The sequence below is a fragment of the Pelobacter propionicus DSM 2379 genome, assembly GCF_000015045.1.
GTDB classification, from domain to species: domain Bacteria; phylum Desulfobacterota; class Desulfuromonadia; order Geobacterales; family Pseudopelobacteraceae; genus Pseudopelobacter; species Pseudopelobacter propionicus.
The window spans coordinates 632,431-656,105 of sequence record NC_008609.1; the positions used below are offsets into that span (position 1 = coordinate 632,431).

Annotated in this window: 25 protein-coding genes, 1 tRNA gene and 1 riboswitch; of the genes, 23 read left to right on the top strand and 3 right to left on the bottom strand. The window is 60.4% G+C overall.

Features of this window, described 5'->3' with window-relative positions:
• Positions 1–3 precede the first annotated feature (3 nt).
• The 16 genes from PPRO_RS19270 to PPRO_RS02960 all read left to right on the top strand — a co-directional run bounded on the left by PPRO_RS19270 (position 4) and on the right by PPRO_RS02960 (position 13,366).
• Entirely contained in the window at positions 4–483 is a 480-nt protein-coding gene (locus tag PPRO_RS19270) for an NADH-quinone oxidoreductase subunit C (protein ID WP_011734538.1), read from the top strand.
• A complete protein-coding gene (locus tag PPRO_RS02890; RefSeq protein WP_011734539.1) occupies positions 476–1,705 on the top strand; it encodes a hydrogenase large subunit in 1,230 nt (409 codons plus the stop codon). Before PPRO_RS19270 ends, PPRO_RS02890 begins: the two co-directional genes overlap by 8 nt.
• Positions 1,702–2,643: a complex I subunit 1 family protein gene (locus PPRO_RS02895; protein WP_011734540.1), complete on the top strand. Its 942-nt coding sequence runs from the start codon at positions 1,702–1,704 to the stop codon at positions 2,641–2,643. The genes PPRO_RS02890 and PPRO_RS02895 overlap by 4 nt, the downstream gene beginning before the upstream one ends.
• Positions 2,640–3,029, top strand: coding sequence for a 4Fe-4S binding protein (locus PPRO_RS02900; protein ID WP_011734541.1), 390 nt, complete (start codon positions 2,640–2,642; stop codon positions 3,027–3,029). The genes PPRO_RS02895 and PPRO_RS02900 overlap by 4 nt, the downstream gene beginning before the upstream one ends.
• Positions 2,989–3,594: a hydrogenase 3 maturation endopeptidase HyCI gene (locus tag PPRO_RS02905; protein WP_011734542.1), complete on the top strand. Its 606-nt coding sequence runs from the start codon at positions 2,989–2,991 to the stop codon at positions 3,592–3,594. The genes PPRO_RS02900 and PPRO_RS02905 overlap by 41 nt, the downstream gene beginning before the upstream one ends.
• 288 nt (positions 3,595–3,882) lie before the next feature.
• Positions 3,883–4,572, top strand: coding sequence for a F0F1 ATP synthase subunit A (atpB, locus tag PPRO_RS02910; protein ID WP_011734543.1), 690 nt, complete (start codon positions 3,883–3,885; stop codon positions 4,570–4,572).
• A 77-nt stretch (positions 4,573–4,649) separates the two neighbouring features.
• Positions 4,650–4,925 (top strand): ATP synthase F0 subunit C, encoded by a 276-nt coding sequence (atpE, locus tag PPRO_RS02915; protein ID WP_011734544.1) that lies wholly within the window; start codon positions 4,650–4,652, stop codon positions 4,923–4,925.
• A gap of 118 nt (positions 4,926–5,043) precedes the next feature.
• A complete protein-coding gene (locus PPRO_RS02920) occupies positions 5,044–5,469 on the top strand; it encodes an ATP synthase F0 subunit B (protein WP_011734545.1) in 426 nt (141 codons plus the stop codon).
• A 2-nt stretch (positions 5,470–5,471) separates the two neighbouring features.
• Positions 5,472–6,080 carry a F0F1 ATP synthase subunit B family protein gene (locus PPRO_RS02925; protein WP_011734546.1) on the top strand — a complete coding sequence of 203 codons (609 nt, stop codon included), beginning with the start codon at positions 5,472–5,474 and terminating at the stop codon, positions 6,078–6,080.
• Complete coding sequence (gene atpH / locus PPRO_RS02930) at positions 6,077–6,619, top strand: ATP synthase F1 subunit delta (protein ID WP_011734547.1); 543 nt, start codon at positions 6,077–6,079, stop codon at positions 6,617–6,619. The genes PPRO_RS02925 and atpH overlap by 4 nt, the downstream gene beginning before the upstream one ends.
• 7 nt (positions 6,620–6,626) lie before the next feature.
• Positions 6,627–8,135, top strand: a complete 1,509-nt coding sequence (gene atpA, locus PPRO_RS02935; RefSeq protein WP_011734548.1) for a F0F1 ATP synthase subunit alpha — start codon at positions 6,627–6,629, stop codon at positions 8,133–8,135.
• A gap of 21 nt (positions 8,136–8,156) precedes the next feature.
• Positions 8,157–9,023 (top strand): ATP synthase F1 subunit gamma, encoded by an 867-nt coding sequence (atpG, locus tag PPRO_RS02940; protein ID WP_011734549.1) that lies wholly within the window; start codon positions 8,157–8,159, stop codon positions 9,021–9,023.
• 34 nt (positions 9,024–9,057) lie between these two features.
• Positions 9,058–10,473, top strand: a complete 1,416-nt coding sequence (gene atpD / locus PPRO_RS02945; RefSeq protein ID WP_011734550.1) for a F0F1 ATP synthase subunit beta — start codon at positions 9,058–9,060, stop codon at positions 10,471–10,473.
• A gap of 8 nt (positions 10,474–10,481) precedes the next feature.
• Entirely contained in the window at positions 10,482–10,898 is a 417-nt protein-coding gene (locus PPRO_RS02950; RefSeq protein ID WP_011734551.1) for a F0F1 ATP synthase subunit epsilon, read from the top strand.
• Positions 10,899–11,094: 196 nt separating this feature from the next.
• Positions 11,095–12,360: an acetate kinase gene (locus PPRO_RS02955; RefSeq protein ID WP_011734552.1), complete on the top strand. Its 1,266-nt coding sequence runs from the start codon at positions 11,095–11,097 to the stop codon at positions 12,358–12,360.
• 85 nt (positions 12,361–12,445) lie between these two features.
• Positions 12,446–13,366, top strand: coding sequence for a TIGR01212 family radical SAM protein (locus PPRO_RS02960; RefSeq protein ID WP_041532511.1), 921 nt, complete (start codon positions 12,446–12,448; stop codon positions 13,364–13,366).
• A gap of 215 nt (positions 13,367–13,581) precedes the next feature.
• Here PPRO_RS02960 and PPRO_RS02965 read toward each other — a convergent pair whose 3' ends face one another.
• Complete coding sequence (locus PPRO_RS02965) at positions 13,582–15,399, bottom strand: KUP/HAK/KT family potassium transporter (protein WP_011734554.1); 1,818 nt, start codon at positions 15,397–15,399, stop codon at positions 13,582–13,584.
• Between the two features lie 127 nt (positions 15,400–15,526).
• Positions 15,527–15,681, bottom strand: a riboswitch (cyclic di-AMP (ydaO/yuaA leader).
• A 162-nt stretch (positions 15,682–15,843) separates the two neighbouring features.
• Here PPRO_RS02965 and PPRO_RS02970 point away from each other — a divergent pair.
• The 3 genes from PPRO_RS02970 (at position 15,844) to PPRO_RS02980 (ending at position 17,891) form a co-directional block, all read left to right on the top strand.
• Positions 15,844–16,122 carry a DUF4911 domain-containing protein gene (locus tag PPRO_RS02970; protein WP_011734555.1) on the top strand — a complete coding sequence of 93 codons (279 nt, stop codon included), beginning with the start codon at positions 15,844–15,846 and terminating at the stop codon, positions 16,120–16,122.
• A gap of 114 nt (positions 16,123–16,236) precedes the next feature.
• Positions 16,237–16,515, top strand: coding sequence for an ACT domain-containing protein (locus tag PPRO_RS02975; RefSeq protein ID WP_011734556.1), 279 nt, complete (start codon positions 16,237–16,239; stop codon positions 16,513–16,515).
• Positions 16,516–16,526: 11 nt separating this feature from the next.
• Positions 16,527–17,891, top strand: coding sequence for a PFL family protein (locus tag PPRO_RS02980; protein WP_011734557.1), 1,365 nt, complete (start codon positions 16,527–16,529; stop codon positions 17,889–17,891).
• 28 nt (positions 17,892–17,919) lie between these two features.
• Here PPRO_RS02980 and PPRO_RS02985 read toward each other — a convergent pair whose 3' ends face one another.
• Positions 17,920–19,632 (bottom strand): B12-binding domain-containing radical SAM protein, encoded by a 1,713-nt coding sequence (locus PPRO_RS02985; RefSeq protein WP_011734558.1) that lies wholly within the window; start codon positions 19,630–19,632, stop codon positions 17,920–17,922.
• Between the two features lie 265 nt (positions 19,633–19,897).
• Positions 19,898–20,920 carry a CapA family protein gene (locus PPRO_RS02990; RefSeq protein WP_011734559.1) on the bottom strand — a complete coding sequence of 341 codons (1,023 nt, stop codon included), beginning with the start codon at positions 20,918–20,920 and terminating at the stop codon, positions 19,898–19,900.
• Positions 20,921–21,000: 80 nt separating this feature from the next.
• Between PPRO_RS02990 and serS the strand changes: the two genes are divergently transcribed.
• From serS to PPRO_RS03010, 4 genes are all read left to right on the top strand, one after another.
• The gene (gene serS, locus PPRO_RS02995) at positions 21,001–22,269 is read left to right on the top strand and encodes a serine--tRNA ligase (RefSeq protein ID WP_011734560.1); all 1,269 of its coding nucleotides are present in this window, start codon (positions 21,001–21,003) and stop codon (positions 22,267–22,269) included.
• A gap of 62 nt (positions 22,270–22,331) precedes the next feature.
• A tRNA-Ser gene (locus tag PPRO_RS03000) sits at positions 22,332–22,419 on the top strand.
• 109 nt (positions 22,420–22,528) lie between these two features.
• Positions 22,529–23,323, top strand: coding sequence for a UPF0149 family protein (locus PPRO_RS20745; protein ID WP_011734561.1), 795 nt, complete (start codon positions 22,529–22,531; stop codon positions 23,321–23,323).
• A gap of 24 nt (positions 23,324–23,347) precedes the next feature.
• Positions 23,348–23,560, top strand: a complete 213-nt coding sequence (locus tag PPRO_RS03010; RefSeq protein WP_011734562.1) for an RNA-binding S4 domain-containing protein — start codon at positions 23,348–23,350, stop codon at positions 23,558–23,560.
• The last annotated feature ends 115 nt before the right edge of the window (positions 23,561–23,675 follow it).

Here is a 23,675-nt window from a genome sequence, read left to right on the forward strand (position 1 = left end):
TCAATGGCTGGTGAAGAAAAAGTACAACAGCAGTTTGTCAACCGCTTTCCCGAGCTGTCCGGCTCCATTCGGATAGTGCGCAGCAGACGGATCTTCGTTGATGTGCCGGATCAGCGTTTTCTGGAGGTACTCGACTATGTTCGTGGAGAACTCGGTTTCCCCATTCTCTGTCTGATTGTCGGACTGGATGAGGGGGAAAATTTCGGGGTCATCTATATACTTGCGTCCGGTGACGGGACGCTGGCCAGCCTCACGCGACGCATCCCCCGTGATGAGCCGGTGATCTGTTCCATCTACGATAGAATGCCCAATTCCGAGATCTATGAACGGGAACTGGTGGACATGTTCGGCATTCACGTGACCGGTCTGCCCGACGGTTCCCGCTATCCTCTGCCCGACGACTGGCCCGAGGGACAATTCCCTTTGCGCAAGGACTGGACGCCCGACATGCTCGATCAGGTGGAGGTGGCCGTCAATGGGTAGCGTTACGATTCCGATTGGTCCTCAGCATCCGGCACTGAAGGAGCCGGCCAATTTTTCCATAACCGTGGCTGGAGAGAAGATTCTGCACACAAGCTCCCGTCTTGGCTACAACCACCGGGGCATGGAGAAGGCCTGTGAACAGCGGACCTATATCCAGGACCTGTATCTTCTGGAACGGATCTGCGGCATCTGCTCCCATTCGCACTCCATGTGCTTTGCCCAAGCCGTAGAGGAAATAGCCGGCCTGAACGTTCCGCCCCGCGCCCTCTACATCCGCACCCTGATCGGAGAACTTGAACGGATCCACAGCCATCTGCTCTGGCTGGGGGTGGCGGGTCATGAGATCGGCTTCGACACCCTGCTGATGTACTCCTGGAGGGATCGGGAACTGGTCATGGACCTTCTCGCGATGTTCAGCGGAAACCGGGTCAACTACGGCATCAACACCATCGGGGGCGTCAGGCGGGACGTCAGCGACGAACAGATCGTCAAGGCATTGAACGACATCGATGCTCTGGAAGAACGGACCAAGTACTACATCGACATTGCCACAACCGAGCCGAGCTTCATCGCCAGGTTGGCGGGCGTGGGCTACATCTCCCATGAGGATGCGGTGCGTCTCCAGGCGGTGGGGCCCACCGGACGCGGCTCCAACGTGCCCCACGACATGCGCGCCTGTGATCCCTACGCAGCCTATGGCGAGATGGACTTCAAGGTGATCACGGACAGCAGCTGTGACGTGTACGGTCGGGCCGTGGTTAGGCTGCTGGAATTGATGGAGTCCTACAGGATCATACGTCAGGCGTTGCGGGAGATGCCGGATGGGCCGGTAAGCGTTAAGGCGCCGCGCACGATTCCGGCCGGTGATACGGTCAGCCGTGTTGAGGCCCCGCGGGGTGAGGATCTGCACTACGTCAAGGGGAACGGTAGTGACAAGCCGGAGCGGGTCAAGGTGCGCGCCTCCACCCTGGCTAATATCCAGGCCGTTAATAAGATGATGGAAAACAACAACCTGGCCGATGTGCCGATCATTATTGCGGCCATTGATCCCTGCTTCTCCTGCACCGACCGTTGTATCCAGCTCATCGGTAGCGAGCGCGGTGATATGGGGCTGAAGGCGCTCAGGCAGCACGGTATCGACTGGTACCGGAAGAACCATGGTATCGAGTTCGGGGCTCTGGCGAAAAAACTGCAAATGATGCGCGGGGAGCGGGCACTATGACACAATCACTGTTCGGCATGTTCGTGTTTCCCGGTTTTCTCTTTCTCTGCGCCATCGGTGTTTGCGCCGAGTACTTCGACCGCATCTTCCATGCCCGCATGCAGAACCGCAAGGGTCCCCCCTGGTTCCAGCCGGTAGCGGATTTCATCAAACTCTCCGCCAAGGAGGACATCATCCCGGAAGAGGCAGATGTGTTCATGTTCAAGGCCATGCCGATTGTTGCCGTTGCTTCGGCGGTCACGGCGGTCCTCTATATCCCGCTTTGGGGAGGGCAGGCCCTGTACTCCTTCGAGGGGGATCTGATCATCGTGCTCTACCTGCTGACCATACCGACCATGACCTTCTTCCTGGCCGGATGGTATTCCACCTCGCTGTACGCGGCGATCGGTTCGGTGCGCACCCTGACCCAGCTCTTCTCCTATGAGGTGCCGCTGTACATCGCGGTACTGGCGCCGGCGGTGCTGGCCAACAGCTGGTCGTTGAGCGGTATGACCGCCTACTACGCCAGCCATCCCGGTTATTGGCTGTTCAACCTGCCCGGCCTGGCGGTGACCATGGTGATCCTGCTGGGCAAGCTGGAAAAGGTTCCCTTCGACATTCCCGAGGCCGAGACCGAGATCGTCGGCGGGGTATTCACCGAGTACACGGGGCGCTTCCTGGCCTTCTTCCGCATGGCAATCGATATCGAGACGGTGGTGGTGGCCTCACTGGTGTCGAGCGTATTTCTCCCCTTTGGGTTGGGATTGCCTGTGGTGATCGGTTTCGTGCTCTACCTGGCCAAGATCGCGCTGGTGGTCGCCGGGGTCTCGTTTCTGCGGACCATCTTCGCCAGGGCGCGCATCGATCAGATGGTTGTTTTCTGCTGGAAGTATCTGGCTCCGGCCGCGATGGTCCAGATGCTGATCAATCTGATTCTGAAGGGAGTTTTACCGCAATGATAACCATACCGGGCAAGATGGCCAAAGAGGTGCTGCGACATTCGATCATGGCGCCGGCAACCCGCAACTACCCCTTCGAGAAGCTGGAGATGCCGGACAACTTTCGGGGGAAGATCGTCTTTGATTATGAAAAGTGCATTGGCTGCAAGATCTGCGTCAGGGACTGCCCCGCACGGGCCATTACCATAACAAGGGTGGCGGATAAGGTGTTCGAGGCGGAATTCTATCTGGACAGGTGCATCTACTGCGCCCAGTGCGTGGACTCGTGTCCCAAGGGAGCATTGGATAATACCCGGGAATTCGAACTGGCCCAGATTGACAGAACACAACACAGGATACACTTTCATGCAAAGACAGATGTCGGAGACGTTGAAGGCACGCCTTGAGGGGTGCAGGCGGGTTGCGCTGCTGGGGATAGGATCGGAGCTTCGCGGGGATGATGCGGCAGGGATACTGGTTGTGCGCGAGATGGGCAAACTGGTTTCCGAAGGGCCGTTCCGCTGTCTGGACGTGGCGGGGTTTGAAGGGGCCAACGCTCCCGAGAACGTGACCGGTTATATCAGATCCTACAAACCGTCACACATTCTGGTGGTCGATGCGGCGGAGATTGGGGCACAGGTTGGTTTTTGTCGCGAGATTTCGATTAGCGAGATATCGGAGACCAACTTTTCCACCCACACCCTGCCCCTGAAGGTTATTGCCGATTACCTGGAACAGTCGACAGGGGCCGACATCGTGGTGCTGGGGATTCAGCCCGGTCCCGTGGGGTTTGCCATGGCGCCGACCCTTGAACTGGTGACCGCCGTCGCGCGGGTATCGCATTGCTTATACGGACTGTTCAGGGAATGCGACCGTTACCTGGTGTCTGAACAATCCGCTTCGGTACTTCCGGGTGGCAGGATGATTTCAGGGGGATTGGTTGGCAGTGGTACGACACACGATGTTCCTTGAACAGGCGAAGCGGTAATCAGGTGCTATACTGGTAAAAACAACGGATGTAAGTCGTGATCCGCATCAGGCTGCTCTGGGTGTTTTAACTGTCCCTTTGTTTTTCAATAAAACGCTATTTGGTTGCATTTCATTTATTGTGCGACAGTCGGATTGAATATGAAAAATCCAGGGCATAAGCGTATGATATTTTCATAAACAAGTTTTTTGCTGTTTCTTTTTTGGTGATTGATGTCGAAGGCATGGCCTGCTTGTCCAGGCCGTGAAATTTTGCTGGGGGGTAGGTTCGCCATGGTCCACCCGTTACTCTTTCTCGAATTTTTCCGCAAGCTGCTCGAACCGCTGCACATGTCCGAGGCCGGTGCGGACGCCGTTGCCTACACCTGGCTTATTATGCTGTTACTGCTGCTGTTCTCTTTTCTGGCTACCAGGGCGCTCAAGATGATCCCCTGTGGATTGCAGAATTTCATGGAAGTTGTTGTCGGTGGCGTTGAGAACATGATCGTCGAGACCATGGGTGAGCATGGCCGCCCCTACTTCCCGCTGGTGGCCACCGTGGGACTCTTTGTACTGGTTTCCAATCTGATCGGCCTGATCCCCGGGTTTTTCCCGCCGACGGCCAACATCAACACCACCGCCGCCTGTGCCATAGTGGTGTTCATCGCCACCCATGTGGTGGGTATAAAGCGGCATGGCATTGGCTACATAAAACACTTCTGCGGCCCCATTCTCTGGCTGGCGCCGGTCATGTTCTTCATCGAGGTCATCGGACACCTGAGCCGTCCGCTTTCCCTGACCCTGCGTCTGTTCGGCAACATGAACGGCCACGAACTGGTCCTGATCATCTTCTTCGGCCTGGCGCCCTTCCTGGTGCCGCTGCCGATGATGCTGATGGGGGTGCTGGTCTCCTTCATTCAGGCGTTCGTCTTCATGCTGCTGACGATGATCTACATCCAGGGTTCGCTTGAAGAGGCCCACTGATCCACCGGTTGATTCACAACAATTATCAAGATCCTATACTGCTTAGGATACATCACACTCCGAGGGGAGAACGAACCATGAACTTTTTCACTATGTGTGTTTTTGGAGCGGCAATTGGTATGGCGATCGGTACGCTGGGTACGGCGATTGGGCAGGGGATGGCGGTCAAAAGCGCTGTTGAGGGGGTTGCGCGTAATCCTGGTGCGGCATCAAAAATCATGACAACCATGATGATCGGTCTGGCCATGATAGAGTCGCTGGCAATCTACGCCCTGGTTGTCTGTCTGATCATTCTGTTCGCCAACCCCTACAAGGATATCGCCCTGAAGATGGTTGAAACCGTTGCCAAGTAGTCTTCCGTGAGACACGTCTGTTCCGCGAACAGGCGCGTTGTACCCGGGAGGGCGCGCAGATACATCGTAATCGGCGAGCCGGCCAGAAGTCCGGTCGCGGATTCGTGCGAGGTGGGTCGTGATAGAACTGAATCTGGCGTTCATCATCCAGATACTGAACTTCTGTGTTCTTGTAATCATTCTGAACCTGTTTCTGTACAAACCGATTCGCAGAGTTATGGCAGACCGCCGCCAGGTGATCGAATCAGCGCGCAGCACGGCCGATTCCGTTGATCAGGAGGTGCGTGACAAGATGGCCCTCTACGAAGGGCGTCTGCAGGAGGCCAAGGCTGAAGCGACCCTGCGCAGGACAGAGGCGATCAGGCAGGCCCAGGCCGAGGAGACGGCGCTTCTGGATACGGCACGCTCCGAGGCTGCGGCATCATTGGCGGGCATTCGGGACAATGTGGCCCGTGAATCGGCGCAGGCCCGGATGCTGTTGGAGCAGCATGCCCTTGCCCTGTCCGATGATATCTGCGAGAAAATCCTGGGGAGGAGTCTGTAGCCATGGGTACACCATCTGATCGCACAACAACCCTGTCCTTATGCCTTGCGGTCTGTGTCGTTGTCATTGCCGTCGGTACGGGGTGGGCATCGGAAGCTGGCGAAGGAGCCCACCAGGTCGATTCTGCGGCCCAAATGAAGGACTTCGGCTGGCGTGTGCTCAACTTCGCGGTTCTGGCTGCTCTACTGGGCTGGGCGATTGCAAAGGCACAGGTCAAGAAAGCTCTCAATGAGCGTCAGGTAAAGATAGAGAGGAGTCTTCGCGAGGCAGAGCAGAGCCGGGACGCTGCGGAGCAAAAACTTCGCGAATACAGCGGCAAGCTGGAACACGCTTCCCGTGAAATCGAAGAGATGCGGGGCGCGATGCTGCGCGAAAGCGAGCAGGAGAAACAGCGCATCATTGCCGAAGCCCGCGCTGCCGCCGAAAAGATCGCTGGCCAGGCAACTCTTTCCGCCGAACATGAGGTGCTGAAGGCTCGTTCGGCTCTGCAAGCCGAGGCTGGCCGCCTGGCGGTTCAGCTTGCAGCTACGAAACTGGCTGGCGCCATTGGCAAGGAAGACCACGACCTGTACGTGGATGATTATCTCAAGAAGGTGGAACAGTTCAAATGATCAATTCCACGATAGCAAAACGATATGCGTTGTCGCTTGTGCAACTTGGGGCGGAATGCGGGCTGGTTGACCGCTTCCGCGGGGAGCTTGCAGACGTTGAGGATCTTTTTGGCACTACCCCCGAGATTCCGGCCGCCTTCGCGGATCCGGCCCTGAGCCATGAACGGAAAAAGAACATCATGCGGGAGTTGGTCGGCTCATGCGCCTGTTCCGAACTGATGGGAAACTTCCTGCTGCTGCTGGTGGACAAGAACCGCGTTGCGTTTTTCAGCCAGATAGTCAAGGCCTATGGGCAGTTGGCTGACGAGCACGTGGGCATACTTCGCCCGGTTATCACAACCGCCTTTGAGTTGGATGCTGTTCAGTTGGCCGCGATACGGGAGGCGCTGGAAAAAAAGAGCGCTAAAACGATTATCCCCCAACTGACGGTTGACAAGGCTTTTCTGGGCGGTGTTGTCGTTCAGATCGGTGATACGGTCTACGACAGCAGTGTAAAGACGCAACTCAAGCGGATACAAGATCAATTACAGAAGGGGTAATGCTCCCATGAAAATCAGAGCGGAAGAGATCAGCGAGATCATCAAGAAACAGATCAGAGAGTACGGCAAGGAGGTCGAGGTCTCGGAGACCGGCACGATCATCTCCATCGGCGACGGCATTGCCCGTATTCACGGCCTTTCGGGCGCCATGGCGGGGGAGTTGCTGGAATTTCCCGGCGGCGTTTCGGGCATGGTCCTCAACCTGGAGGAGGACAATGTCGGTGCCGCGGTCCTGGGTGAATTCACCGCGATCAAGGAGGGTCACACCGTCAAGCGCACCGGCCGCATTGCCGAGGTTCCTGTGGGCGAAGCCCTGATCGGGCGGGTGGTCAACGCCATCGGCGAGCCGATCGACGGCAAGGGGCCGATCAAAACCGACACCTTCAGCAAGGTGGAGATCAAGGCTCCCGGCATCGTTGCCCGCAAATCGGTTGATCAGCCCATGGCCTCCGGCCTCAAGGCCGTCGACGCCATGGTTCCCATCGGCCGCGGCCAGCGCGAACTGATCATCGGCGACCGCCAGACTGGCAAGACAGCCGTAGCAGTGGATACGATCATCAACCAGAAGGGTGGGGACGTGATCTGCATCTACGTTGCCATCGGCCAGAAGCGCTCCACCGTGGCCCAAGTGGTGGCCAAGCTCTCCGATCACGGCGCCATGGACTACACCATCGTCGTTGCCGCTTCCGCATCCGAGTCGGCGCCGCTCCAGTTCATCGCCCCCTACAGCGGGGTCACCATGGGCGAGTACTTCCGCGACAAAGGCCAGCACGCCCTGATCATCTATGACGACCTTTCCAAGCAGGCTGTAGCCTACCGCCAGCTGTCGCTGCTGCTGCGCCGCCCTCCGGGGCGCGAGGCCTACCCCGGTGACGTCTTCTACCTGCACAGCCGTCTGCTGGAACGCGCCTGCAAGCTGTCCGACGAGTGCGGCGGCGGTTCGCTCACCGCGCTTCCCATCATCGAGACCCAGGCCGGCGACGTCTCCGCTTACATCCCGACCAACGTCATCTCCATCACCGACGGCCAGATCTATCTGGAATCGGACCTGTTCTTCTCCGGCGTGCGTCCGGCCATCAACGTCGGCCTCTCCGTCTCCCGCGTCGGTGGCAAGGCGCAGACCAAATCCATGAAGCAGGTTGCCGGCACCCTGCGGCTGAACCTGGCCCAGTACCGCGAGATGGCGGCCTTTGCCCAGTTCGGTTCCGACCTGGACAAGGCGACCCAGATGCAGCTTGCCCGTGGCGAGCGTCTGGTGGAGATCCTGAAACAGCCGCAGTACCGCCCGCTGTCCAACGAAAAGCAGGTGCTGATCATCTTTGCCGCCAACAACGGCTTCCTGGACGAGCTGCCGGTCTCCACGCTGAGGCGTTACGAGGATGAGATGTACGCATTCTTCGACAACCGCCAGGCCGACCTGCTGTCGGAGCTGCGCGACAAGAAAGCCATCGATGACGAGCTGAAGAAGCGCATCGTGGCTGCCCTGGAGCAGTTCAAGAAAGAATTCAGCGCGTAAGCACAAGGACGGACTACAACCATGGCGAGCCTCAAGAGCATAAAGAAACGGATTGTCTCGGTAAAGAATACCTACCAGATCACCAAGGCCATGAAGATGGTCTCGGCGGCAAAGCTGCGCCGCGCCCAGGAAAACGTCGTTGCCGCGCGGCCCTACGCCGACAAGCTGCGGGAGGTGCTGGACATTCAGGCCGCCTGTCTGAGCGAGGACGCGCACCCGCTCATGGAGCATCGCCAGGCCAAGGGGCTGCTGCTGGTCGTGATCACCGCCGATCGCGGCCTGTGCGGCGCCTTTAACAGCAACCTGTGCAAGGCTGGCGAGCGCTTTCTGCAGGAGAACGGCGATGAGTACGAGCGGATTCATGTACTCACCGTGGGGCGCAAGGGGTACGAATACTTCAAGAACCGCTGCAAAATTTACAAGAATTACACGGATATCATCTCCTCGCCAACCTATGCCAGGGCTGCCTTCCTTGCCCAAGAGGTGATCCGAGGCTTTCAGGTGGGAACCTATGACCGGGTGGAGCTTCTGTACAACTCGTTCCGGTCGGTCATGACCCAGGACATCACCTTCCAGCAGTTGCTGCCGGTTGTGGCGGTCTGTCCGCTTCCCGATGACGAGAACCCACCGGAGTTTATCTACGAGCCGTCGCGGAATGAACTCCTGGCGGAAATTTTGCCCAAGAATATCGAGGTTCAGCTGTTCAGGAGCGTGCTGGAGTCGGTTGCCGGCGAGCATGGCGCCCGGATGACGGCCATGGACAGCGCCACGAAAAACGCCACCGAGATGATCGGCAAACTGACCCTGCAGTACAACCGGGCCCGCCAGGCAGCCATCACCACCGAGCTGATGGAGATCATCTCCGGCTCCGAATCCATAAAAGGATAAGAAACCCCAAAAGTTCACGGGAGGATACCGTTCAATGAGTCAGAATACAGGAAAAATCACACAGGTTATCGGCGCGGTCGTGGACGTGGAGTTCGAGCCGGGCAAGCTGCCGGAGATCTACCACGCCCTGCGCGTCACCAACCCGGCGATCAACGACAGCGAGAACAACCTGGTGCTGGAGGTTGCCCAGCATCTGGGTGAGAACTCCGTGCGCACCATCGCCATGGACTCCACCGACGGTCTCAAGCGGGGCCAGGCGGTCCTGGACACGGGCAAGCAGATCTGCGCGCCGGTGGGTAAGAAGACCCTGGGCAGGATCATCAACGTCATCGGCGAGCCGGTGGACGAGATGGGGCCCATCGGCAACGACAAGGAGAACCCGATCCACCGTGAGGCTCCCCCCTTCGAGGACCAGTCCACCAAGGTGGAGGCCTTTACCACCGGCATCAAGGTTGTGGACCTGCTGGCCCCCTATGCCCGCGGCGGCAAGATCGGCCTGTTCGGCGGCGCCGGGGTGGGCAAGACGGTTCTGATCATGGAGCTGATCAACAACATCGCCCGCCAGCACGGCGGCTTCTCGGTCTTTGCCGGGGTCGGCGAGCGCACCCGCGAGGGGAACGACCTCTGGATGGAGATGAAGGAGACCGGGGTTCTGGAGAAGACCGCCCTGGTGTACGGCCAGATGAACGAGCCGCCCGGCGCCCGCGCCAGGGTCGCCCTGACTGCCCTCTCCATCGCCGAACACTTCCGCGACGACGAAGGGCTGGACGTGCTGCTCTTCATCGACAACATCTTCCGCTTCACCCAGGCCGGCTCCGAGGTCTCGGCCCTGTTGGGGCGCATCCCCTCGGCGGTCGGCTACCAGCCCACCCTGGCCACGGAGATGGGGGAGCTGCAGGAGCGGATCACCTCCACCAAGAACGGCTCAATCACCTCGGTGCAGGCCATCTACGTGCCGGCCGACGACCTGACCGACCCGGCGCCGGCCACCGCCTTCGCCCACCTGGACGCCACCACCGTGCTTTCGCGTCAGATAGCCGAGCTGGGCATCTACCCGGCCGTTGACCCGCTGGACTCCACCTCGCGCATCCTGGATCCGCAGGTCATCGGCGAGGAGCATTACGCCATCGCCCGCCAGGTGCAGTACATCCTGCAGAAGTACAAGGACCTGCAGGACATCATCGCCATCCTGGGCATGGACGAGCTCTCCGAGGAGGATAAGCTGATCGTTGCCCGGGCGCGCAAGATCCAGCGCTTTCTCTCCCAGCCGTTCTTCGTGGCTGAAGTCTTCACCGGCTCCCCGGGCAAGTACGTGGAGCTGAAGGACACCATCAAGGGTTTCCAGGAGATCGTTTCCGGCAAGCATGACCACCTCCCCGAGCAGGCCTTCTACATGGTCGGTTCCATCGAGGAGGCGGTGGAGAAGGCCGCCAAGCTGGCTGCGGTGTAGGGGGGACCATGGCGGAAAAACTGAAGCTGGAAATCATCACTCCCTATGGAAAGGTCGTCGATGCCGAGGTGGACGAGGTCATGGCCACCGGCGTGCTGGGTGAGTTCTGCGTGCTGCCGGGGCATGCCCCGTTTCTCTCCTCCCTGAAGATCGGCGAATTCTGCTACAGGGTTGACGGAGTGGCGGCCTGCATGGCGCTCAACTGGGGCTATTTCGAAGTCCAGGACGACAGGGTCGTCGTATTGGTGGAGACCGCCGAGCATGCCCATGAGATCGACGTGGAGCGGGCCAGGGTTGCCCAGGCCCGCGCGGAGCAGGCGTTGAAAGGGATCGGGCCGGAGGACAAGCAGTTCAAGATCTACGAGGCTGCCCTGGAGCGCGCCCTGATACGCATGCAGGTGGCCGGCAGGGAAACCAGGAAATGATCTCCCTGGAATAGCTCAGCCTGCAAAAACTGTTACGGCATGTTCAGGGAAGCGTCAAAAAACGAGCCGGATAGTACCGGTCACAGCGGACAGGTGGATGTGATCACACGGACGTCAGACGTGATTTCTCTCCGTAACCAGGATTAGCGATGTTTTGTTGTTTACCAGAGCGCTTGCCGTGCAAGGAGGTCTGGCAATGATCATCATGGCATTGAACTGCGGCAGTTCGTCGGTCAAGTACCAGCTCTATGACTGGAGTCGTAAAGAAGTGGTGGCCAAGGGCATTGTCGAGCGGGTCACCATCGGTGATTCGTTTATCGTGCATGAGGTCCCTGGTAGGGACGCTTTTAAGGAGGAGCAGAACTGTCCCACCCACCAGGCTGCCATCGATCTGATCATCAGGACGGTCACCGACCCGAAGCGGGGCGTTATCAAGGATGTCTCCGAAATCGCCGCCGTGGGTCACCGCATTGTGCATGGTGGAGAGAAGTTTACCCGTTCGGTGGTCATCGACGATCAGGTTCTGGAGGCGGTCAAGGAGTGCCAGCACCTGGCGCCGCTGCACAACCCGCCCAACATCGAGGGGGTCCTGGCTGCGCGGGCCCTCCTGCCCACTGTTCCGCAGATTGCTGTCTTCGACACCGCCTTTCACCAGACCATGCCGGAATATGCCTACATCTACCCGGTTCCCTACGAGTGGTACCAGAAGCACCAGGTGCGGCGCTACGGCTTCCACGGCACCTCCCACCTGTACGTCGCCAAGCGCGCGGCGGCGCTGCTGGGCAAGAAACCGGCCGACACCAACCTGGTCACCCTGCACATCGGCAACGGCGTCTCCCACTGCGCCATCAAGAACGGCATCTCCATCGACACCTCCATGGGGCTCACCCCGCTGGAAGGGGCCATCATGGGCACTCGCTGCGGCGACATCGACCCGGCCATCCCGCTGTTCATGATGCATAAGGAGGGTTTGAGCGTCAAGGATATCGACACCATCCTGAACAAGAAGAGCGGCATCTTGGGCATAACCGGCCGTTTCTCCGACCGCCGCGACGTGGCCCGGCATGCCGAGGCCGGCGACGAGCGCTGCAAGCTGGCCATGAGGATCGAGGTATTCCGCATCAAAAAGTACATCGGCGCCTACATGGCCATCGTGGGCAAACTGGACGCCGTCGTCTTCACCGCCGGAGTGGGCGAGATGAGCGTCAAGGTCCGCGAGATGGTTCTGGAAGGGATGGAACATCTGGGGCTGATCCTGGACAGGGAGCGTAACAATAGCGCCATGACCCGTAAGAAGGAGACACTGATCACCACCGACGACTCCCCGGTCAAGGCCTTCGTCATCCCCACCGACGAGGAGCTGGTCCTGACCGAGGATGTGGCTGCCATCCTGAACGGCACCTACGCCGACCACATGAACTTCGAGTACGCCTTCTCCCGGCCGGATTTCGTGCGCACATAGCCGGGGCGGAATGTTTCGGAAACGACAAAGCCGGCTAAATGCCGGCTTTGTCGTTTCCCGCGTTGCGTGCTACAATCACCCCACCATGTCAAACCCCAAACGCTACAACCCTTTTTCCGCCGAGCTGAAGCGCGTCTTCGGCTGCAAGGTGCAGCGCATCTCCCTGGATGCCGGTTTTTCCTGTCCCAATCGCGATGGCACCCTTGACCATGCCGGCTGTATCTTCTGCGGCGGACAGGGGTCCGGCTCCCACGGTATCCTCCGCGATCTTGGTATCGTCGCCCAGCTGGAGGACGGCAAGGAGGTCATGCGCCGCAAGTACCGGGCCTCCAAGTTCCTGGCCTATTTCCAGGCCTACTCCAATACCTATGCTCCCGTGGAGCGGCTGGGCCTGCTGTTCGGCCAAGCCCTGCTGACGCCGGACGTTGTCGGCATGATCGTGGCCACGCGGCCGGACTGCCTCCCGCCGGATGTCCTTGATTACCTCTGGAAACTCTCACAGCAGACCTATTTCTGGCTGGAGCTGGGGTTGCAGTCAATCCACGACACAAGCCTGGCCTATATCAATCGCCGCCACGATTACGCCTGTTTTCTGCGGGCGGTGGAAGAGTGCCGCTCCCGCAGCCTGCGGGTCTGCGCCCATGTCATCCTGGGACTGCCGGGCGAGAGCCGCGACGACATGCTGGCCATGGCCGGCGAACTGAACCGGCTCGGCCTGGCCGGCGTCAAGCTGCATCTGCTGCATGTCATGAAGGGGACGCGGCTGGCGGAGATGCATGCCCGAGGGGAGGTGCCTCTGATGGATAGGGATGAGTACGTGGGGCTGGTGTGCGATTTTCTGGAACTGCTCGATCCGGCCATCCTGATCCACCGCCTGACCGGTGACGGCGGGCGCGACAACCTGGTGGCGCCGCTCTGGTCGCTGAAGAAGTTCGAGGTGCTCAACCTGATCGACGCCGAGCTGGAACGGCGCGGGAGTTGTCAGGGGAGCCGCCGCGCTGGCTGAGGCGGGGTGGGGACGCCGGGTGTGGCTGTCCGCCGTTCGCTCCGGATCCCTGATCCTTTGGCTCCACGGCTCATTGCGCTGCAGCCGGAAAATCGCCCTCCGGGCTCGGACAGTCCGGCTGCCTTTCGCTCCATTTCGCCGGGAACCACGACGGATCAGGGATAAGTCGCTTCCCGCGGACAGCCCCACCAGCCTGACGGGCGTTCAAGTGGAGGCTACATCTCCACCCTGGTGATGACCCCCTGCAGCTTGGCAGCCGGGACCTTGTTGAACTGCACGAAGTTGGGTGTCAGCTTCTTGATCACCGAGAAGACCCTCCAGATCGGGTTTGTGGTGGCGATATCCTCGATGCCGTAGAAAATGACCTTCTCCTGGATGCCGTTCTGTTTCAGCAGTAGCTCGATATCGAAGATTTCCATGTAGCCGGCCTTGATCATGAAGCCATCCAGGCCGGTGCCGATGCCGCACTCCAGCACGGACTCCACGCCGAAGGGTTCGTCGGTGCGGACGATGGAGATCAGCACGTTGCGCTCATAGACGATGTTGCTGCGGATGGTGCAGTGCACCAGGTAGGGGGGGATGATGTTCCACTCCTTGACGAAGAACAGGCCGGTGCCGGCGATGCGCCCCTTCTTGTAGATCTGCTCATAGCTCAGCAGGTAGGTCTCCAGGTCCAGCGGGCGCAGGGCCAGGTAGAGGCCGCGCTGACCCCTGGTCCAGATCAGGATCACGGCCAGGGGGACCGAGGCCAGGATCAGCGACCAGTAGCCGCCATGGGGCAGTTTGTTGCAGTTCGATACCAGGAAGACCACGTCCACCAGGGTGACGAACAGTGCCAGAGGAACCTTCCACTTCTTGGTGGTGCGGCTGAAGATCATGGTCATCATGATGCCGGTGATGACCATGGTGCCGGTGACGGCAAATCCATAGGCGGCCGCCAGGTTGGCGGACTTCCTGAAGACCAGCATGATCAGGATCACCAAACAGAGCAACAGCCAGTTGACCGAGCCGATATAGATCTGGGACTTGAGCTGGTTGGATGTGTAGTCCACCTTGAGCAGCGGCAGCATGCGGGTGTTGATCCCCTGGTAGACGATGGAGAAGACGCCGCTGATCAGTGCCTGGGAGGCGATGATGGTGGCCAGGATCGTCAGGATCAGGAAGGGAATGTAGAACAGGGGCGCCTGGTACTGAAGCATGCCGAAGAGGATGTTCTTGGCATCCGGGTGGGTGATGATGAAGGCTCCCTGACCCAGGTAGTTGATCACCAGGGCGACGAAGACGAAATACCAGGCCCGTTTGACCGGCTTGCGCCCCAGGTGTCCCATGTCGGCGTAGAGCGCCTCGCCCCCGGTGGCGCAGAGGATCACTTCGGAGAGCACGAAGAAACCGGGGAGACCGTTGTGCATCAGGAAGGAGATGGCGTGGTGCGGGCTGATGGCTGCCAGGATGCCGGGGTGGGAGGAGACGGAAATTGCACCCGATAGTGCCAGGGCCGCGAACCAGAGCACCATGATCGGCCCGAAGGCCCGGGCCACCTTGTCGGTCCCCTTGTACTGGAAGACGAACAGGAACAGGGCGATCGTGCCAGCGATCAGGATCAGCGTGTTCTGGCTCAGGCCGCCCAGGCCCGGGATCAGCAAGGTTCCTTCCACTGCCGAGAGGATACTGATGGCCGGGGTGATCACGCCGTCCCCCATGAGCAGGGCCACCCCCAGGTAGGTGAGGAAGGTGACGAAGGCCATCTGGCGGCCAGGCTTGATCATTCGTACCAGGATCTCGCGCAGCACGATCTCCCCCCCCTCCCCCTTGCGGCTCAGGCTCATGGCCAGTACGGCGTACTCCAGGTGTACCAGGATGATCAGGGTCCAGACGATCAGGGAGATGATGCCGAGGATGTTGTCCTGGGTCGGTTTGGTGAGGGCGATGATGACGGTCAGGGTGTAGATCGGGCTGGTGCCGATGTCGCCGAATACCAGCCCCATGGATTTGATGATGCCGCCCCAGTAGGAATCGGTTTCGCCATGCTTCATGTCAGGCCTCCGCGCTGCTGCCGCCCGCTTTCAGGGGCCGGCCCGCGCACCAATGATTTGTACCACGGGCCGGACGAAATGCAAAAAAGGGCCGCAGGCAGTTGCCGGCGACCCTTTCGGTGCTGTTCGTTGCCCTTCCAATCGCCTACGAGGTTAGCTGACGGGCTAGAGAGTGGAAGTTCTCTTTCCGGGTGAAAATGTTCTTTCCCCATGCGGAATGCGCCCCGACTGATCGGGTCCCCCGTATCCATTCATTAAAATGGATCTCGGCTGTTTGGGGGTAGTTATACTCCTCCTGGCTGCTCTGTCAAGCGCCGTGTAGTGGGGGGCAACTTTCTTCTGGTTACACGGCGCCCGAAACTGGTACACTCCGCCGCCATCCTTCTGGGGCAGGAGCGTGGCTCCGGGCAGCACATCATTGGATGATACGGGGAGGGGATCGGTATGAGGGCTTGTGAAGGCGGGAACGGGCGTCCCGCGGCGGAGGATGGGGCGCCGCTGTGCCGTTATTTCAGGGTCAACCAGCGCGATATCGTCTTACTCAAGTTCATCCTGGAAGCCTACGAGGGGATGAATGTGATGAGCACCGTGGACAACGGAGCCGGTATCATCCGTATCCTGATCATGCCCGGTTTCGAGCAGGATATGGAGGGGCTTTTAACCGATCTGTCCGGGCAGGTGGTGATGGAGCCGGTTGAGTGGGACGGGGAGGGGAGCTGGTAACCGTTCACACCCCTTGCTCTTTCCTCACGCCGGGGGCGGTTTTTGGGTGGATTGAACGGGGAAAACCTGCTATGTGAATAGGCTCGCTTTTATTACACTTCAAAAGGAAATCGCATGTCATCGAGTCGTTTCGTCATCACCGTCATCGGTCTGGACAGGGTGGGTATCGTTGCTGGCATCAGCCGGGTCATGGCCGAACATGGCGTCAATATCGCCGACATCAGGCAGACCATCATGGGCGACCTCTTCACCATGATCATGCTGGCCGAGGTCACTTCCGGCGAGTTCGGTCTGCCTGCATTCAAGGAGGCCATGAACAGCATCGGCGATGATCTGGGAGTCAAGGTCATCATTCAGCATGAAGACGTGTTCCGCTTCATGCACCGGATCTAAAGGGAGCGGCCATGTTTATCCATCCGGAAGAAATCCTCGAAACCCTCAAGATGGTCAACAACGAGCACCTGGACATCAGGACCGTTACCATGGGCATCAGCCTGAGGGGATGCTGCCACCCCGATATGGCGACCTTTAATTCCAACGTCTACGACCGCATCCTTCGCTGCGCCGAGAAACTGGTCCGGACCACCGAGGAGATCCAGAGCCTGTACGGCATGCCGATCATCAACCGCCGCATCTCGGTCACCCCCATCGCCATCGTGGCCGAGAGTTGCCAGGCCGACGATTACTGCTCTGTTGCCGAGACCCTGGACCGGGCCGCCCGCGAGACCGGCATCGACTTCATCGGCGGTTTCAGCGCCCTGGTGCAGAAGGGGATGACCCCCGGCGACCTGAAGCTGATCGAGTCCATCCCCCGCGCCCTGGCCATCACGGAAAAGGTCTGCTCATCGGTCAACCTGGCCAGCACAAAGGCCGGCATCAACATGGACGCCGTGGCGCTGATGGGGCGCATCATCAGGGAAACCGCCCGGCTGACCGCCGACCGCGGCGCCATCGGCTGCGCCAAGCTGGTGGTGTTCGCCAACGCTCCTGAGGACAACCCCTTCATGGCCGGCGCCTTCCACGGCGTGGGTGAGCCGGACTGCGTCATTAATGTGGGTGTCAGCGGTCCCGGCGTGGTCAATGCCGCGGTTCGCGGGCTTCAGGGGAGTCCCACCCTGGGGGATATCGCGGAGTGCATCAAAAAGACCGCTTTCAAGATCACCCGCATGGGCGAGATGGTGGGCAGGGAAGTGGCCCGGCGGCTGGACGCCCAGTTCGGTGTGCTTGACCTCTCCCTGGCGCCGACGCCGGCGGTGGGGGACAGCGTGGCAGCCATCCTGGAGGCCATGGGGCTGGAGAGCTGCGGCACCCACGGCACCACGGCGGCCCTGGCGCTTTTGAACGACGCCGTCAAGAAGGGGGGCTCCATGGCCTCCTCCAACGTGGGGGGGCTGAGCGGCGCCTTCATCCCGGTCAGCGAGGACGAGGGGATGATCCGGGCGGTCAAGCGCGGTTCCCTTTCCCTGGACAAGCTGGAGGCCATGACCTGCGTCTGTTCGGTGGGGCTGGACATGGTGGCCGTGCCGGGGGACACTCCGGCAGCCACCCTCTCGGCCATTATCGCCGACGAAATGGCCATCGGCATGATCAACAAGAAGACCACCGCCGTGCGCATCATCCCTGCACCGGGCACCGTAGTGGGGGATGTGGTGGAGTTTGGCGGCCTTTTGGGTAGCGCGCCGGTGATGGCGGTGCACAACTTCAGCGCGGAAACCTTCATCGGGCGCGGCGGCAGGATACCCGCGCCGATCCAGGCACTGACCAACTAGTGAATAGCGGACAGTGAGCAGTCACCAGTCACAGCACTCTGACCTGTAATCCCTGACCGGCGGCGGAGGCGTAGACGAACGTCACCGCCGTCGGTTCCTCCTTCCATCCCTCGTTTCGATAATCCCACTGAAAAAAAGACCTGAAGGCTCGTACGCGGCCATGGGTCGGCAGCTCGATTCCCGACGGCAGCTCAGCCCGCCCGGGCCACGAGCACTGCTGCTGCCGATCAGCCGCGAAGGAGGGGAGTTTGCCCATCAGCGGCATCTCCACCCGACAGTAGTCGAAGAAGAGCGTGTCGTACAGCAGTTCCCGTTCCTGCTCCGGCAGCAGTGGGGCGGCCAGGGAGGCGAACAGCTCAAAGGTGCGACGGATGGTGCGGCCGGTCAGGTCGTCTCCCTCGGGCTGGCCGGCCATGAGGTGGAACAGCTGGCTGAACCCAATGTGCCGTTGCATGAAGGCCAGAGCCGTCCCGAATCCCCCTCGGTTGTAAAACAGGTCCAGCAGGCGCCCGATGGTTTCGATGCGGCCGATGTCGTCGAAGGAGAGCCAGGGGGTGGTCAGGATGGTGTAGGGGGGCGACTGGGAGAAGCGGTACCCGTTGTCCCTGGCGATCGTGCGCATGGCCGAGCCCTTGAGCAGTTTCAGCGGCTCGATCTGGATGACATGGGGTTTCAGCTCCGCCAGTCGGTCCAGGGAATCCAGCAGCCCGTCATAGCTTTCCCCCGGCAGGCCGGCAAGCAGGTCCAGGTGCAGTTCCACCACCGTTTCCGCGCGCAGTCGGCGCACGTTGGCTGCCAACCGTTCCAGGTTGCTACGGCGCTGCACCTGCTCCAGGCTGTCCGCCCGGAATGACTGCACGCCGATCTCGAAGCCGAAGGTTCGGGGCGGAACGCGGCGCAAGATCTCCATGTTCCGGTCGGTGAGCAGGTCGGCGGCGATTTCGAAGTGGAAGCGGCTGGTCCGGTTGTTGGCCAGGATCAGTTCCCAGATGCGGTTGGCCCGCTCCCCGTCGTAGTTGAAGGTGCGATCCACCAGCTTGATCTGCTGGATTTCCCGGGACATGAGCCAGACAAGGTCGCTCTCGATGCGCTCCATGGAGAATGAGCGCACCCGCCCCTCCAGGGAGGAGAGGCAGAAGGCGCAGGAGAAGGGGCAGCCCCGGGATGTTTCGTAGTAGATCAGCGGTTTGGACAGGTCAACCAGGCCGGCCTGGAAGGGGGAGGGGATGCTATCCATCTCCAGGTAGCCCGTGGCCAGGGGGCCGGAGAGGATGTCGTTGCCCCAGCGGTAGAAGAGATTTTCGATTCCCTGAAACTGGTCCTTCTCGCTGGACGGGTCGCTGCCCCTCTGGCGGAGCAGCGTTTCCATCAGGCTGCGGAAGACCGCCTCCCCCTCTCCCCTGACCACGAAATCCACGGCCGGATTGTCGTGCATCAGCTGGAAGATGCCAAAGGACGCTTCCGGCCCGCCCAGGATGATCCGGGTGTGGGGCGCGATCTTCTTTATGTCGTCGGCAAGCTTGAGGCTGCTCTCGATGTTCCAGATGTAGCAGGAAAAGGCCACCGCGTCGGCCTGTCCGGCCATGATCCGGCGCAGGAGCTGCTGGCGTGGTTCGTTGACGGTCCACTCCCTGATGCTGATGCCCAGATCGGCCAGGTCGCCACAGGCGGCGGTCAGGCAGGGGAGCGCCAGGGAGGCGTGGGAGTATTTGGCGTGCAGGGTGGTCAGCAGCAGTTTCATGGGTTGGAGGTGGTTCCTTGGTCGGGGCTGGATGGGAAAAAGACCACGACAATGGAACGCGGATCAGGTCTGAAAAGGCGGGAAAAACCGGGTACGAATCAAAAGAGAAAAGGTAACTCAATCCGGTCTTATCCGTTGCTTCCGTTTTTTCCGTGTTCCATCTCCTTTGGTTTTCGGTTGCTTCCGGCGTTGCCGGCTCGGGGGCATCCGCGTTCTATTGCTGTTCGGGGTCCCTGTCTCTGGAAGGGGCCAAGTTCGTGGCTGACTAAAACAGCACCACGTATCTTCCGCCCATCTCACGTATCTCGGTCCTGAAAGGGCGGGACAGTTCGTTGATCCTGCTGATCACGGCGGCTCCCCGGTCCCCCTTCAACAGGCGTGGCTGGAACCTGACCCGCCGGTACAGCACATCCAGCGGCAGCAGTTCGGCCTGGCGCTGCCTGCCGTCCAGCCGCAGGCGGACCAGGGCAGACACATCGGCAATGGTGCTTGTGCTGGCAAAGGCGAAGTTGCCCAGGCTGTAGAAGATGATGCCCCGCCGGTAGCGCTCCACCCCTTGCAGCACATGGGGGTGGTGCCCGATGATAACGTCGGCGCCAGCATCGATGGCCCGGTGGGCCGTGTCGCGCTGGTAGGCCTGCACCGTTGTGCTGGCTTCCCTGCCCCAGTGAAATGAGACGATCACGTAATCGGCCTTTCCGCGGGCGGCCGCCACGTCGGCCGCCACCAGCTTGGCATAACCGGGTGCGGTTCCGGGACGCCGGGGGGCGGCAAAGAATTCCAGCGGCTGGGTCAGGGAATAGCCCAGAAAGGCGACCCGCTTCCCTCTGACCGTGAAGAGCGCCATGCGGCGGGCCTGCTCCAGGTTTTCTCCGGCGCCGATCCAGGCGATACCTGCATCCTTCAGGTGGCCGCGGGTCTCGGCCAGGGCCGGCCAGCCGAAATCCATGCTGTGGTTGTTGGCCAGGGTGACCAGGTTGAAGCCGGCCCTGCGCAGGGCCGGGGCAACCGCCGGTTCGCCCCGGAAACGGAACTTCTTGGTGGTGAACTCCCTGCCGCAACGGGCCAGGGGCGACTCCAGGTTGGCCAGGTTGATGTCGCCCCTGGCCAGTTCGTCCCTGAGGTTGTCAAAGAGGGGGTCGTAGCCCGCTGCTCTCAGGTCGGCCGTCCAACGGCCGGCCAGCATGATGTCGCCAACGGCGTTGACGACGATCTCCTGTGCGGTGGCAACGGCGGGGCACAGAAGCGGCAACAGGGCGGTTATGAACAGGATGATCGCTGATTTCATAGGGCTCTTTGGGATTGACGGGAGGCGTGGGCGGTGCTACTACATACACGCTTGACCATAAAAAATAAAGGTGAATTAAGATGCTCGACATGAAATTCATACGCGAAAATATCGATGAGACCGAGCGCCGCCTGGCCACGCGGGGCGAGTCCTGCACCCTGGGAGGTTTTCGCGAGCTGGACCAGAAACGCCTGGCCCTGCTCAAGGAGAGCGAGGCGCTCAAGGCGCTGCGCAATTCGGTTTCCGACGAGATAGCCCGCATCAAGGACAAGAGCCAGGCCCAGGACAAGATCCTGCAGATGCGCGAGGTCTCCCAGAAGATCAAGGGAATGGACGATGAGCTGAAGCAGGTGGATGAAGCCTTGCAGGGCATCCTGCTGACTGTTCCAAATCTGCCGGACCCTGCCACGCCGGTGGGTAAATCTGAAAACGATAACGTGGAGATAAGGAAATGGGGCACGCCGGGCAGCTACGGTTTTACCCCCAAACCGCACTGGGAGATCGGCGAAGAGCTGGGCATCCTGGATTTCGAGTGCGGGGCCAAGCTGACCGGAGCGCGCTTCACCCTCTCCCGTGGCGCCGGCGCCCGCATGGAGCGGGCCCTGATCAGCTTTATGCTGGACCTGCATACCGCCAGCCATGGCTACCTGGAGGTGCTGCCCCCCTTCATGGTTAACCGCGACAGCATGACCGGCACCGGCCAGCTGCCCAAGTTCGAGGAAGACCTGTTCAAGATGACCGATCCGGAGTACTTCCTGATCCCCACCGCCGAGGTGCCGGTAACCAACATCCACCGTGGCGAGATCCTGAAGAAGAGCGACCTTCCTATCCGCTATGCCGCCTATACCCCCTGCTTCCGCCGCGAGGCCGGCTCCTACGGCAAGGATACCCGCGGCCTGATCCGCCAGCACCAGTTCAACAAGGTGGAGCTGGTCAAGTTCTCCCACCCCTCCCAATCGGCGGAAGAACTGGAGAAGCTGACCGCCGATGCCGAGAAGGTGCTGCAACTGCTGGAGCTTCCCTACCGGGTCATGGCGCTCTGCAGCGCCGACATCGGCTTCTCCGCCGCCCGGACCTACGACCTGGAGGTCTGGCTGCCGGGGCAGAACTGCTACCGCGAGATCTCCTCCTGTAGCTGCTTTGGCGATTTCCAGGCCCGCCGCGCAAACATCCGCTTCCGCGAGGAGGAGAAGTCCAAGCCAGAGTTCGTCCACACCCTGAACGGCTCCGGTCTGGCGGTGGGACGCACCCTGGTGGCCATCCTGGAGAACTATCAGCAGGAGGACGGCTCGGTGGTCATCCCCCAGGCCTTGCGCCCCTACATGGGTGGCCTGGAGCGGATCCAGTAGGTGTGTCTGTTAAGGTTTGAAAAACTGAAAAGGGTATGCTATAAGAACAGTTCCCGTGACACGGAAGGGTGGCCGAGTGGTTTAAGGCAGCGGTCTTGAAAACCGCCGAGTGTAACAGCTCCGTGAGTTCGAATCTCACCTCTTCCGCCACATTGGTTTCATACGGAATCGTCCGTTAGAGTGTAAAACCCGTTAGCAATAGCGGGTTTTTTTTATATGGGGCGTCGTGTCATCGATGCCTCATGAGAGGAAAACAGCCATGTCCGACCTGCTCAATGCCCCGGAACGGGGCGCCATCGAATCATTTCTCATCCGCCAGAAACCGGCAGACGGCCCGGCGCCGACTTTCGAGCGCCTCCTCGGTTTCCTGAGCGGGGTCGTCATCACCCCCGGCGGGATCACGCCCTCCGACTGGATGCAGCCGCTCTTGGAGTTCAACGCCATCGTCTTCAAGGATACGGATGACGCCACCCGTTTCATGGATCAGCTGATGCCGCTGTACAACCGGCTCAACGACATGAGGCTGCGCAATGAAAATCTCTGTCCCTTTGACTGGCGCGAGATGACCGATCTGGACAAGGCGCATCAACAGGCCAGCGATTGGGGGATCGGTCTGCACGATGCCTTAAGGCTGCGGCCCGAGATCTGGGCCCCCGAGAAACACGAGGCGCGCCATGTTCCGGTCAAGTTGCTTGATGAGATGCAGCATACCATGGCGTTCATCTGGGCCATTGCCGATCCGGGCTCGGTTCCCCACATCGTGCCCGACCCGGTGCCGTTCCAGCGCAACTTCCTGGGCAAAGCGCCTGGCTGGAAGGAAGAGATGATTCGCACTTCCTGGGACGACGAACTGGTGGAGATGTTCAGGCTGTTGTGTCTCAGTCGGCTCTCGTCATCGGCGGATACGCTGCAGCGCTACGCCAAGGCCTATGATGTCGGCACCCGCGCTGGCTCAGCCAAGCCACAGACCGCTCCGGCAAAGCTCAGGGTGGGGCGCAACGATCCCTGTCCCTGCGGCAGCGGCGTCAAATACAAGAAATGCTGCGGCCGCTGAGCCGTGCCGGGGGAGAAGCAGAACATGTGTGGTGAGATCAGCACCGAGTACATAAAACTGGACAGCTTTCTGAAGTGCGTGAACTTGGTGGGCTCCGGCGGCGAGGCCAAGGAGATGATCGTCGCGGGAGAGGTGCTGGTCAACGGCCAGGTGGAACAGCGCCGGGGGCGCAAACTCTACCCCGGCGACCGGGTCGCCCTGCAGGGGCGGGAGTTCACGGTCACGCGCACCCGGTGAACGGGAACGTCTGCAATAGCATTGACTTTTGGGGGGGTACGGTTACAATTCCCCCCTTGAAGCGGCCGGCGCCGCGGCATGCCGGCGGGAACGGAATCACGAAACAGGGGAGTTG